We start from the raw sequence: 12,419 nt of genomic DNA, 5'->3' as shown, positions 1-12,419 counted from the left end.
TTATGGCTTTTTTGATTTAAATTGTTAGGCAACTAAACATCTTTCTTCAAAAGGGAAACCATCTTCGTCGATGGCAACTAATACTTTTTTTTGCTTCGAGGCCACAATTGTGAGATAAAGCCATGCAAATGACCACAATCCTAATGTTAGGCAAAAAATAATGAAATTTAAGCCATGATTTACTACTTTTCCGCCTTTAGACAGCACTGCAAAAAGGAATTCATCATTTCTCTCTTCTAATGTAAATCCGTTATGAACTTTGTTTGATATCATATTAGAAAATACTTGTAAGCTCTGCTCCTGACTGAGTGCATTGTTTTTCATAATCATTCTTTAAAAAATTAATCCAAATACTACTACAATAATTTCACGAATTCTGGTTTAGTAAAAAGTACTGCAATCTTAAAAACAGTATAACAGCAACTTTTATTGCCTTATGTAAGATATTTTTTATCCTAAAAAGCAAAGTGTTGCTAAATTCTTAGCTAAAGTTAATTTTTATAAAATTAAATTCAAAACAAAGCACTGTTAAATTTTTAAGATTAATATCACATTTTCAATTGGTTACTCTTTATTTTTAATAGTAAAAGGAGGTACTTCGTAATCTTTTTTCAAATAATTTTCGGGAATAGTTGTGGCATTTCCGTCTCTTAGTGCATTATAATGCGGAGACATAATTTCGATTCCGGCAGCATTAAACGAATCCTGAATATTCTGATGTAAAGAAGAATAAATTAGAGGCTGTTTTGTGGGTTCTTTCGTGTAAACATTAATCTGATAAGATACATAAAAATCATCCAGACTGGTTTGCAGAACAAAAGGCCCTGGTGTTTGCTCAATCATTTCTGTTTTTAATGCTGCTTCTATAAGTGCTTTGTGAATGTCTTTCCAAGGAACATCGTAACCAATTGTAACTGTAGTATGAATCAGTAAACCATTGTTGACATGTTTTGTATTGGAAGAATAATTTGTTGATGTACTAGACAGAACAGTTGCATTAGGGATTGTAATATCTTCAAATTTTGGCGTTCTGATTCGGGTAACCAAAGCCGTTTTTTCGATCACTTCTCCGCTTACATCACCTATCTTTATAAAATCACCAATCTTAAAGGGGCGCATATAAGTAATCACCAGTCCCGCAACCATATTGGCAATAGCATTTGATGAACCCAGTGAAAACAAAACACCAACAAATACGGAAACTCCTTTAAAAATAGAAGAATCTGATCCGGGTAAATACGGAAAAATAATCACCACCATAAAGGCTAACAACAGAAATCTAATGATATTAAATGTCGGCATAGCCCAATCACTGTAAAACCCATCAATTTTTATATTTTCCTTTTTAATCTCATCAAAAAAGAATCTGATGACTCTTATCGTATACTTAAAAATGAATAGGATAACAATTATTGTAACCAAACTTGGCAGGAACCTCACAAAACCCATAACAGCTAATTTTGCAGGAGCAAGAATCCAACGTAATAAAGTAGTGGTATAAGCTTCAGTTGCCGGAAAAATACTGAATAATATAGGCAATGAAAGGTAAACGATTAAAACCAGCACAATCCCTTTTACAAAGCTATACAATCGCATTACCAGAAACTGTTGCTTTTGTGGGGAAAGGATTTTTATATTATTATAATTAAAACCTTTAAAATACTTATCGCTATTTTTTAGAATATGCAATTTTATCCTGTTAAAAGCTTTACCTACAAAATACAGCACTATTCCAATAATCAAAATTAGTAATGCTGTATACCCCAATCTTTTGGGAAGCATTGAATAATTTTCATTTTGATAAATAATGGCCCTTTTTATCCGATTTAAATTTCTCCCGGCAATATAACTGGCTGTCTGATTTTCTGCTTTTGCATCTATATCTAAAATAGACATGATAACAAAATCATTCTTATACATGATATCCTGAGAAATATCTGAAGGGACTACAGCAATTGAATCTGCAACAAAAAAAGAATCTTCATAAAGTTTTCTGATTTTTTCGGTAATGGCATTTGCCCTGCTTTCGGCAGAAAAAGAACCTACTTTATTGTAAACATAAAAAAGAGTGTCTTTAAAAGGACTGACAGGATATCCTTTTAATTTTGTCTGGGTAAGATCCGGTTTTGTTGTTTGCTTATTGTTATTTTGAGCTAAAGTAGTCTGAGAAAACAAAACAATGAAGAACGCTAAAAAACAAATTAATTTCTTTTTCATATTCTGTTAGCAATAAGTGGTTATCCTTTCTAACAAATATAAAAACAAAACAGATCAGAATCTAAATTACTTTATGTTTTCTCAATAAAATCGTACTAAATTTTAATTTTCATCTTTCTCAAAATGGTATCAATCACTTTATTGATATCCGGAGAAATATTAAACCTGTAGTTTAAGTAAACGTACAGAATAGTTACTAAAATTGATTTTAAGGCAATCCCAATCAATGGATAAACAGGAAACTCCCAAAAATAAAACATCAAAAACAAAGCCCCCGTAACGGCTAACGAATGTAGATTTTGTTTTGTAAACGGATATAAATCAAGTTTCTTAACCACGAACATTAACTTGGCTAAGCTGTAAAGAGTAATGGATAATAATGTAGCAAATGCAGACCCCTTAATACCAAAAATTGGTATAAAAATTATATTTAAAACAAAGGTTGCAACCACTAATGCCAGTCCCAAAAACAATACCGTACGGTAGTATTTTGTATTGAAGATGATCGCATTATTATTACCTAAGATAAGATCAAAATACTTTGATAAACCAATCATAAAAACTACGGGAATACCACCTCTGTAATCTTCAGGAACTATTTCATAGAGCTGACTAATATTAACAAAAATACATAACATGACAAATCCCCCCACAATTTGAAGATTTATTGAGGTTTTTTTGTACAAAATATTGAGCTCATCATGTTTGTTTTCGTGCATTAACCTTGCTGTAATTGGATATACAATCTGATGCATCGCACGACTTGGAACTGAAATCACTAAAGCAATATACGTTGCCACCGAATAATAAGCAATATTCTCAATCTTCATGTATTGATTAAGTATCAGTTTATCACCATCTAAAAGTAAATTGGCTACACTTCCTGAGAGAATAATGTAAAAAGTATATTCCATTACACTTTTTACATTCACCGGAATACTGATTTGAAACTTTGGTTTTTTGATATAAAAAGCATAAAACATCGTAACCAAAAATGCCACAAAATAGATAGCTGCCGTAAAATATACAAACTGAATAAGGTTCATCCAGTTAAAATATAAACCTACCAAAGCGATAGTAGAAACCAAACGTAAGCCTACCTCCTTTATAAAATTTCCAAAAACAGAGTGCATATGAACTCTTGCCCATGCGTAGAAAATTTCAAAATAGGCCATGCAGATTCCTATAAACGGAATCAGAAACATAAACTCTTTTACAACAGGGTTTTTCTTTGTCACAAAAGCTGTAATATCGTCAAAAAAGAAAATCCCGATAATACCTAACGGAATACACATCAGGATAGGGAACAAAGCCGTAAAAGATAAAAACTGTTCTCTTTCTTCCTCGGTTTTATATTGGGAATAAAATTTGACTAATGTATTTTGCATTCCAATCGCAAACAGCGGCATAATAACATTTGCCGCAGACAGAATATAATTTGTTAACGCGTAATATGTTGCCCCCAGATAAATTGGGTACAAATAAAGAGTATTGATGGCTCCAATAGCGAAACCTATATAAGTAATAATTGTATTTTTGAAAGACTGATTTAAAACAATACCCATTTTTGGATTTTAGATTTTAGTACCGATAACTATCGGATTTGATTTCAGATTATGGCAATCTTAAGATTCATTAATCAATTGCACCAATTGTCCGGTCAGGTTTTTTCTTGAATATTGTTGTAAACCAACACCATTAGCTTGTAATTTCCCTTCCAAAAACTGATTATAAAAAGCCAAAATTACGCTTTTTAACTTCTCTTTTTCAGAATAATCAAAAAATACACCTGTATTTGTTTCTGTTATGATATCCGCAAAATCGGAACCATTAGGACCAATAGCAATTATTGGGCGATTTGATACCATATATTCGAATAACTTACCCGGGATGATGCTTTTAGTATCTTCAGAATTAATCTCTATTAAAAGCAAAACCTGGGATTTTTTTTGATGCGCAATGGCTTCGTGATGCGAAACATAACCCAAAAGATTCAAATAATTATTCAAATCAAATTCAGCAATAGCATCTAAAACTTCCTGACTAACAGCTCCTATTAATTTAATTTCTAAATGGGACTTAAAATCCGGAATTTCCTGAAGCAACTCCACTAAACATTCCCATAAGAATTCTGGATTTCTATCCGACAAAAAGGACCCAATATGTGCCAGGGTAAATTTGGTATCCAAAGTTTGTTTTTCAACGTTTTCGATATCATAACCATTTGTAATAACCGAAATAGGTTTATTGGTAATCGCCTGAAATTCGATTTTTGTAGTTTTACTCGTTACAATAATCGTATCAGCCGTATTTAGCACTTTATGTTCTAAACTTTTATGTCTTTTAGCGGCATAGTCTGATAAACGCAAGGCTTTATGATACCCAATTGTTGTCCACGGATCGCGAAAATCTGCAAACCATTTCACATTTAATTTTTCTTTTAATTCTAAACCAATTAAATGCAAACTATGCGGTGGTCCCGAGGTGACAATCGTATCTATATTACTTTCCTTAATATATTTTTCCAAATAAGCTACTGAAGGTTTTACCCAAAAAACACGGGCATCCGGAATAAAAAGATTTCCCCGAATCCAAAGAAAGGTTTTGTCTAAAAAAGTCTGTTTTTTCTTGTGAGGAAAAATTCCGGAACTAATTTTCTTGGTTTTATTTTTCGAAAAAACAGATGCCAGCTGATAAGGTTCCCAAATTTTATTCTTCAAAACAATTACTTTATCAGAAATCTGACTGACTAAACCTTCATCAACTATTGGATAAGTTGGATTTTCAGGAATGTAAACAATTGGCTGAATACCAAATTCAGGTAAGTACTTTACAAATTTCAACCAACGCTGCACGCCTGGACCTCCAGCCGGTGGAAAATAATAGGTAATGATTAAAAGCTTTTTTTGTTCCAAGAAAAATGGGGTTTATTGTTTAAAAGCGGCAAATTTAGGCGTTATTATAAGTATGACAATCATTTTAAAATGATTTTATTTCAAATCATCTTTATCATTATTTATCTTGTCGAGCTCTTCAATATCTATAAGATCTTTAGGCCTATTCGAAGCTTTTTTAGCAATTATTAAATTATCATAATCAATAAAATAAACAGGAGTTTCTCCTATCATTACAATTGTGGCATCTTCTAATAATGAAGAAAAAGATTTATCTTCTAAACCTTTTACAGCAGTCATAATATCTAATCTCAAACCGTAGTTTAAGCTAAAGTCAGTCCAACCGGGGATAAATTGCATCGTTTCAATAGTTTCAAAATCACCTAAATTAATTGATTTTAAAGCTTTTCTTAAATTAATCCGATTTTCAATGGTATCCTCTAAGTAGATATCAATATCGCCAGTACTTCTATTATATCCGTATATGTTTACTGCAAATCCTCCAATAGTTATGTACTTAACTTTGTTTTTAAAAAAACTATTCCAAATAGCAACTATTTGCTCATTCATCGTTTTTTAGATTGAATTACTTTAGCAGTTTTCAGTGTATAAGAAACTTCAATGATCGCCATTAATCTTTCTAATCTTTCCACGTAAGAAAGTGATTTTACTTCAGCTATCCTCCTAACTTCTAACTCTTTTGGAGTACCAAAACTTAACACATTTTTTTTCATTGTCCAGTTTTTAAAAGACATTAGTAAAGATACTAAATCATGTGATATTCCTTAGTTAAAACAACCTTGAGTTTTAGTTTTCTGTTTTTACCTTTTTCCTTTCGAAATAAATTCCACCAATCAAAAGCAACAACATTATAATTGAGCTTATTAAAGTAACTATACTTCCCGTTTTTACAACCTGAGGTTCAAATTTAAACTCAATAGTATGTTCTCCACCCGGAACTTCCATTGCTCTTAAAACATAGTCAACCGGAAAATGATCTGTCAACTTACCATCAACATAGGCATTCCAGCCATTTTTATAATATATCTCAGAAAAAACAGCTAAACCATCATTCTTATTATCAGATTTATATTTGATATAATTAGGTTTGTACGTTACTACTTTAATCGTCCCTGTTGTATCCCATTGTTTCTTCATACGGGCATTTTTAAATTTGCCTTCATGTTCACGAACATTAAAAACAGCCACTTTTTTAGTATCCAAATGATCTAAAGCCTTCATCACATCATCTGGCTTATTGACCAATTTTACGGTACTTACAAACCACGCATTTCCATTTGTATTGGGATTTACAGTTGGAAATTCTTTTCCTTCTTTATCCGTTTGGATGATGTATTTAACATTTAACATATCCAGAACTTCCATATTATTCTTCGCAATCTGATAATCAAACAATTGCTGAATTCTTCTAGGTTTTGCTGCATGATATCCTCCTAAAGAATGGTGAAAATAAGAGGCACGGGCGCTAGACATATTTCCATTTACTTCAAATACTCTGTACTGCGTTGTATCTTTTAAAATCTGAGCATCAGAAGGTGTTTCCTGAAATGGAGCTGCAATTTGAACCGGACTCACAAAATCTTTAGCCGAAACATATTTCTTATCCACAAAAAACAAATCGAAAATCATTAAAAGACCAACAATAATCAAGGTGGTATTTTGAGCCAGTTTATTTTTGATAAACAACCATAAAATTCCAAAAGTCAATACAATAAAAAAGCCTGAACGCAATAAATCCGCAGAGTACAAACTTTTCCTGTCCTCTTTTAAGGCGTCAACGAATGCTGGTCCGTAGGTTTGCAAGAAATAATTATCGCTGCTTCCTGTAAAATGAAACATACCTTTGGCAAATACCAAAATCACAATAATTCCCAAACCAAAAACACCTGTTTGCACTAAAGCTTTTTGCTGTAATTTTGGTTCGTCTTTAGCTTTAAAAAACGATTGCAATCCCATAACTGCCAGTACAGGAAAGCACAATTCCAGAATAACCTGAATAGATGAAACTGCCCTGAACTTATCGTACATTGGAACGTAATCGATAAAAAAGTCTGTTAATAACGAGAAGTTTTTTCCCCATGAAAGTACTAAAGAAACCAATGCTCCCGAAAGAAACACATATTTTATTTTTCGATCGTCTATAAATAATGCTAAAACGCCTAAGAAGAAAACCACGACCCCAATATAGGCAGGAGCTGCAACAATAGGCTGATCTCCCCAATAAGTTGGCATTCCGGATACAAAGTCCTGTGCTTGTTCTGATGGAACTCCCTGCTCAAGCATAAATGCATACATACGGCTATCAGTTCCAACATTTTCATGATTCGAACCTCCAAAAAGTCTTGGGGCAATTAGGTTAAAACTTTCCGGAATTCCGTAACTGTATTCTGTAATATACTCCCTGCTTAGAGCATTTTCATTCGTCTTCTTAGATCCATCAGGATTAAAAGTCAATTCGCTATTACTTCTGGTACTAAATTTAGCGTACTCACTGGTTGCCATTAAATTAGTCGCATTTGCTCCAATTGCAAAAATTCCGGCTACAGCTAATACACCAAAAGCAGTTAGAAGTGGTTTGTATTCTTTTTCTTTGATGAAATTAAAAGCAAAATAACCTGAAAGTATCAATAAGAAAATCAATAAATAATAGGTCATTTGAAAGTGGTTTGCGTTAATTTCTAACGCAACCGCAAACATGGTGAGCAAACCTCCCCAAATATATTTTTTCTGGAATACCAGTATGAATCCGGCAATAACAAGTGGCATATAAGCAATTGCATGTGCTTTTGCATTATGTCCAACACCAAGAATGATAATTAAATAAGTAGAAAAACCAAAGGCAAGTGCCCCAATAAAAGCTTTTAACGGATCTGTTTTTAAAACCAATAAAAGTCCATAGAAACCTAAGAAATATAAAAACAGATAATCAGCAGGGCGTGGTAAAAAACGTAGGACATCATCTATTTTACCTACAAAATCGTTAGGATAATTAGCCCCCAGCTGATAAGTTGGCATACCACCAAACGCAGAATTTGTCCAATACGGTTCAGAATGTTCTGTAGCTCTAAAATCATTTTGCTCTTTTGCCATTCCGGTATATTGAGCAATATCCGATTGGAAAATTTGTTTTCCTTGTAAAACAGGATAAAAATAAACTAAAGAAACGACAATAAAGCCCAGTATAACGAGGGCATGCGGATAGAACTTACTTACTATTTTCAATTTAGGCTGGTTTGGGTTAAATGATGAATCCTATAAATCTAGGATACAAACTTAATCTATTTCTTCGTAATCAACATAATCGCCAACCTTTTTGGTTTCACGAGGTTTTTTTGCATTGGCCGTATCGATGATTATTTCATCATTATTCGTACGTGTTTTTTGCCATGAATTACCTTGGCTATATTGTTGTTGTTTCTGAAAATTCTCTCCTGCCTTTTCAACTGCTTTTTTAACCAATACCGGCAAAAAGATTCTAGCTAAAAATTTAAAAATATAATAAAATGCTATCATATAACATATAGCTTTTATTAAACCTGAAAAAGATGCTTCTTGCATAATTGTATAATTTTTTTCAAAATTAATAAATCCATTCTTTAAAATTAAAATATCAATCTTAAATAAATAATAAAATATAGTACATTTGAAATGCGTTATTACTTTTTAATCAAAAAACACAATATGTTAAAAAATAAAAACTTTTTTATTGCAGCCCTTTGTTTTGTTCCTCAATTTTTTTTCGCACAATATACTGACATTATCAACTCCAATCGTCCAGGCGAAACAATGTCTGCGTATGCAGTTGGAAAATCAGTCATTCAGGCGGAACTTGGTGTATACGGCATCAAAGAAAAACATGATCTGTTAGATTATGATGGCAGTGGTTTTGGTACAGATTTAACTTTACGATACGGCGCTTTTTTAGAGCAATTAGAATTTATTGTCGATTTGCAGTATCAAATGGAAAATTTTAATACTCCTTACACGAGTTATAAAAAGAATAATTTCAGGCAAACCGTTTTAGGAGCTAAGTATTTAATCTATGATCCTTATAAAAATTATAAAAAAGAAGCAAATATTTACAGCTACAAAGCCAATCGTAGTTTCAATTGGCACGAATTAATTCCTGCAGTTTCTATTTTTGCAGGGGCAAATTTTGTTGGTGCTGATAATCCTTATTATTTTTCTCCACAATCCGCAATTTCTCCTAAAGTTGCTTTGATTACTCAAAACTTATTTGGAGGAGGAAAATGGGTTTTCGTAACTAATATCATCGCAGACTATATTGGAACAGATTACCCAAGTTATGGCTATGTTTTGACATTGACACACGGATTTAATGATAAATGGTCCGGTTTTATTGAAAATCAAGGTTATAAAAGTGATTTTTACAGCGATGCCATTGTTCGCGGCGGAGCTGCTTATTTAATCAATTCTAATCTTCAGGTTGATGCTTCAGTAAGTACCAATTTCAAAAATACCCCTTCAATATTATACGGAGGAGTTGGAGTTTCATGGCGTTATGACGGAAGCTATAAAGAAAAACAAATGGAGTTCAAGAAGAGTGAAAAAGCAAAAAAGAATAAAGATAACGAGTTAGAACAAAGAGAAATCGATTATCAGGCAAAAGAAAGAAAACGTAAAGCCAAGTACGAATAATAATTAATAACAACTTCTCCCGACAAAGGGACATTTACATACAGAATCTTGATGATTACAATTAAAGAAGCTAAAACCAAAAAGGAATTAACCAACTATATCAAATTTCCGTTCTCACTTTACAAAGACAATCCCTATTGGGTTCCACCCATTATTGCAGATGAATTAGAATCTTTTGATAAAACCAAAAATCCTGCTTTTGACAATGCCGAAGCTTATTTCTATCTGGCTTATAAAGGCGATGAAATTGTTGGCAGAATTAGTGCTATTATAAATTGGTCAGAAGTAAACAACCAGCATAAAAGAAAAGTTCGTTTTGGATGGTTTGATGTAATTGATGATATCGAAGTTACAAAAGCTTTATTAGAAAAAGTATACGAGTTAGGAAAACAAAACAACCTTGAATATGTTGAAGGCCCTATGGGATTTTCAAATTTGGACAAAGTTGGTGTACTAACAGAAGGTTACGACCAAATGGGAACCATGATTACCTGGTACAACAATCCCTATTATGTAACTCATTTTGAGCAATTAGGTTTTGAGGTAGAAAAAGAATATATCGAAAGTATTTTTCCGTTCTCGAATGTTAAACCTGAATTTTTCCTGAAAGCACAGGAACTCATCAAAAAAAGATATAATTTACGCTCTTTAACTTTCACAAAGACAAAAGACATTATGCCTCACGTAGACAAAATGTTTGATTTGTTTAATGAATCTTATGCAAATCTTGCGTCGTTTGTCGCGATATCAGATGTTCAAAAAGATTATTTCAAGAAAAAATACATCAGTTTTATCAATCCGGAATATATCAAGTTTGTAGTCGATAAAGAGGATAATTTAGTCGCTTTTAGTATTGTGATGCCCAGTTTTTCTGAAGCATTGCAAAAAGCAAAAGGTAAATTATTTCCGTTTGGTTTTATTCATTTATTAAAAGCCAGAAAACAAAGTAAAGACGTTGTTTTTTACCTAATCGGAGTTCATCCGGATTATCAGAACAAAGGTGTTACAGCAATTATTTTTGATGAATATTTCAAAACTTTCTCTGAAAAAGGAATTCAAAATTGTATTAGAACTCCTGAATTAGCAGAGAATACTGCAATTCATCTATTATGGAAAAACTTTGATCCAAAAATTCACTGCCAGAGAAAAACATATCGCAAGGACCTTTAAGGAAGTCTTCATTATTAACATAAAAAAAATCCAATCGCCGCGGCAATTGGATTTTTTTTATATCTAAATACTATTCTACTTTAACTTTACATTCTACTTTTGTCAACATCATTTTAGGATCAAACTTCAATTTCTTTTTATCCTTAAAAATTACTTTTCCATTTGCCTCTGCAACATCTCCGTAACCTTCAATTAAAGTATTTTCTCGTTGTAAAAAAGCAACTTCCCTAATAGATGAGACTCCTTCGGACATAAAAGTATAATCTCCAATCAGAGTATCTCCTTTCATATTCCCAATCAAAGTTCCTTCATTTTTATCTTTTCCATATAACTTATAGCTTAGTTTTCCGTTTACTTCCTGATGCGAATTAACATTAAAACTCAATTCGACATTACTGCTGTCATTTGCAAAAGCAAAACACTGGTCTCCTGAAGGTTCAACAATTTCAGCCGCTTTTGGAGCACTTGGAACAATTTCCGGTGCAGGTGCTGTCTTTTTACAAGAAACAAAAACAACTAAAACAACTACGGTTATGGCTAATACTTTTTTCATAATTTTTCTTTTTTACTTTGGTTTACAAGGATAAATTTAATAGAAATAAAAAAAATCCATTCGCATAACGAATGGATTTTTTTACATAATTCCCATATTAGGAATTTATTCAGAAGAAACTAAGCGTCTAAATCTACTTTAGTTCTGCTCGCAATCTCTTTATAAGTACCGTTTTCTAATTTTTCACGAATTGCTTCAAATGCAACCAGGGTTTCATCAATATCAGCTAAAGTATGTGAAGTTGTTGGAATCATTCTTAACAAAATAATTCCTTTTGGAATTACAGGATAAATTACAATCGACAAGAAAATACCATAGTTTTCTCTTAAATCGTTTACCATTACCATCGCTTCCGGAACGCTACCTTCAAGATAAACCGGAGTTACACAGGTATTAGTATCTCCAATATTGAAGTTTCTGGAACGTAATCCACTTTGTAATGCATTTACGTTTTCCCAAAGTTTGTCTTTCAGTTCCGGGTGATTACGCAATAACTCTAAACGTTTCAAAGAACCAATTGTTTGAATCATTGGCAATGCTTTTGCAAACATTTGAGAACGTAAATTGTATTTTAAATAATCAATAATATCTTTATCAGCCGCTAAAAATGCTCCAATATTAGCCATTGACTTTGCAAAAGTAGAGAAGTAAACATCAATACCGTCCTGAACTCCCTGCTCCTCACCTGCTCCGGCTCCTGTTTTACCAAGAGTACCAAAACCATGTGCATCATCTACTAATAAACGGAAATTGTATTTTTCTTTTAGGGCAACAATTTCTTTTAATTTACCTTGTTGTCCTCGCATTCCAAAAACACCTTCAGTGATAAATAAAATTCCGCCGCCTGTTTCAGTTGCCATTTTAGTAGCACGTTGCAGGTTTTTTTCGATACTTTCAAGATCATT

The 12,419-nt window shown here is 32.5% G+C and carries 12 protein-coding genes; 2 read left to right on the top strand and 10 right to left on the bottom strand.

Translation table 11 applies throughout. The features are described 5' to 3' along the window. Nucleotides 1–24 precede the first annotated feature (24 nt). From ACQY44_RS02220 to ACQY44_RS02185, 8 genes are all read right to left on the bottom strand, one after another. The gene (locus ACQY44_RS02220; RefSeq protein WP_428228799.1) at nt 25–324 is read right to left on the bottom strand and encodes a hypothetical protein; all 300 of its coding nucleotides are present in this window, start codon (nt 322–324) and stop codon (nt 25–27) included. 240 nt (nt 325–564) lie between these two features. After that, on the bottom strand, nt 565–2,217 hold the full coding sequence (locus tag ACQY44_RS02215; RefSeq protein ID WP_428228798.1) for a mechanosensitive ion channel family protein: 1,653 nt from the start codon (nt 2,215–2,217) through the stop codon (nt 565–567). 95 nt (nt 2,218–2,312) lie between these two features. Beyond that, complete coding sequence (locus ACQY44_RS02210; RefSeq protein WP_428228797.1) at nt 2,313–3,782, bottom strand: lipopolysaccharide biosynthesis protein; 1,470 nt, start codon at nt 3,780–3,782, stop codon at nt 2,313–2,315. Between the two features lie 60 nt (nt 3,783–3,842). Then, the gene (locus ACQY44_RS02205; protein ID WP_428228796.1) at nt 3,843–5,132 is read right to left on the bottom strand and encodes a glycosyltransferase family 4 protein; all 1,290 of its coding nucleotides are present in this window, start codon (nt 5,130–5,132) and stop codon (nt 3,843–3,845) included. A 75-nt stretch (nt 5,133–5,207) separates the two neighbouring features. Further along, nucleotides 5,208–5,681 carry a DUF6036 family nucleotidyltransferase gene (locus ACQY44_RS02200; protein ID WP_428228795.1) on the bottom strand — a complete coding sequence of 158 codons (474 nt, stop codon included), beginning with the start codon at nt 5,679–5,681 and terminating at the stop codon, nt 5,208–5,210. Further along, nucleotides 5,678–5,845 (bottom strand): hypothetical protein, encoded by a 168-nt coding sequence (locus ACQY44_RS02195; protein WP_428228794.1) that lies wholly within the window; start codon nt 5,843–5,845, stop codon nt 5,678–5,680. Before ACQY44_RS02195 ends, ACQY44_RS02200 begins: the two co-directional genes overlap by 4 nt. Before the next feature lie 73 nt (nt 5,846–5,918). Beyond that, the gene (locus tag ACQY44_RS02190) at nt 5,919–8,354 is read right to left on the bottom strand and encodes a YfhO family protein (protein WP_428228793.1); all 2,436 of its coding nucleotides are present in this window, start codon (nt 8,352–8,354) and stop codon (nt 5,919–5,921) included. Between the two features lie 51 nt (nt 8,355–8,405). Next, nucleotides 8,406–8,690 carry a DUF4834 family protein gene (locus ACQY44_RS02185; protein ID WP_428228792.1) on the bottom strand — a complete coding sequence of 95 codons (285 nt, stop codon included), beginning with the start codon at nt 8,688–8,690 and terminating at the stop codon, nt 8,406–8,408. A 123-nt stretch (nt 8,691–8,813) separates the two neighbouring features. Between ACQY44_RS02185 and ACQY44_RS02180 the strand changes: the two genes are divergently transcribed. Both ACQY44_RS02180 and ACQY44_RS02175 read left to right on the top strand, forming a co-directional pair. Further along, complete coding sequence (locus tag ACQY44_RS02180; RefSeq protein WP_428228791.1) at nt 8,814–9,791, top strand: transporter; 978 nt, start codon at nt 8,814–8,816, stop codon at nt 9,789–9,791. Between the two features lie 51 nt (nt 9,792–9,842). Then, nucleotides 9,843–10,961 (top strand): GTP cyclohydrolase, encoded by a 1,119-nt coding sequence (locus tag ACQY44_RS02175; protein ID WP_428228790.1) that lies wholly within the window; start codon nt 9,843–9,845, stop codon nt 10,959–10,961. A gap of 70 nt (nt 10,962–11,031) precedes the next feature. Here ACQY44_RS02175 and ACQY44_RS02170 read toward each other — a convergent pair whose 3' ends face one another. Together ACQY44_RS02170 and ACQY44_RS02165 are read right to left on the bottom strand one after the other, a co-directional pair. Further along, on the bottom strand, nt 11,032–11,514 hold the full coding sequence (locus ACQY44_RS02170) for a hypothetical protein (protein ID WP_428228789.1): 483 nt from the start codon (nt 11,512–11,514) through the stop codon (nt 11,032–11,034). 119 nt (nt 11,515–11,633) lie between these two features. Then, the coding region (locus tag ACQY44_RS02165; protein WP_428228788.1) for an aminotransferase class I/II-fold pyridoxal phosphate-dependent enzyme at nt 11,634–12,419 on the bottom strand (786 nt) is incomplete at its 5' end.

Origin of the sequence: Flavobacterium sp., assembly GCF_965277525.1 — a bacterium.
Lineage (GTDB): Bacteria > Bacteroidota > Bacteroidia > Flavobacteriales > Flavobacteriaceae > Flavobacterium.
Note: the sequence above shows the minus strand (reverse complement) of the source record. Positions and strands in the feature narration are given on the sequence as shown.